General features: G+C 58.4%; 1 pseudogene. It reads left to right on the forward strand.

Annotation, left to right across the window (positions count from 1 at the left end):
* Positions 1–245: pseudogene (locus SB756_RS34050) on the forward strand (conjugative transfer ATPase); the annotation flags it as partial.

The following is a 245-nucleotide window of genomic DNA, read 5'->3' on the forward strand; positions in this document are numbered from 1 at the left end:
CGGCCACAGCCTGCTCCGAGCAGCGCAGAACGGTATTGACTGAAGATGTACGGAACGCGCTAAGAGCGTCTGGTGGTGACACCAACCTGCCAGAGCAAAGGCGCACTCGTATGCTTGAAATGGCGGACGCCATGGACATGTTTTGTCAGGGCGCTGACGGGGATCTCTTCAACAGAGAGGGGACTGCGTGGCCGGAAGCAGATATCACCATTATCGACCTCGCCACCTACGCCCGAGAGGGATAC

The organism is Pseudomonas sp. SIMBA_068 (assembly GCF_046534705.1).
In the GTDB taxonomy this organism is placed as follows: Bacteria; Pseudomonadota; Gammaproteobacteria; order Pseudomonadales; family Pseudomonadaceae; genus Aquipseudomonas; species Aquipseudomonas putida.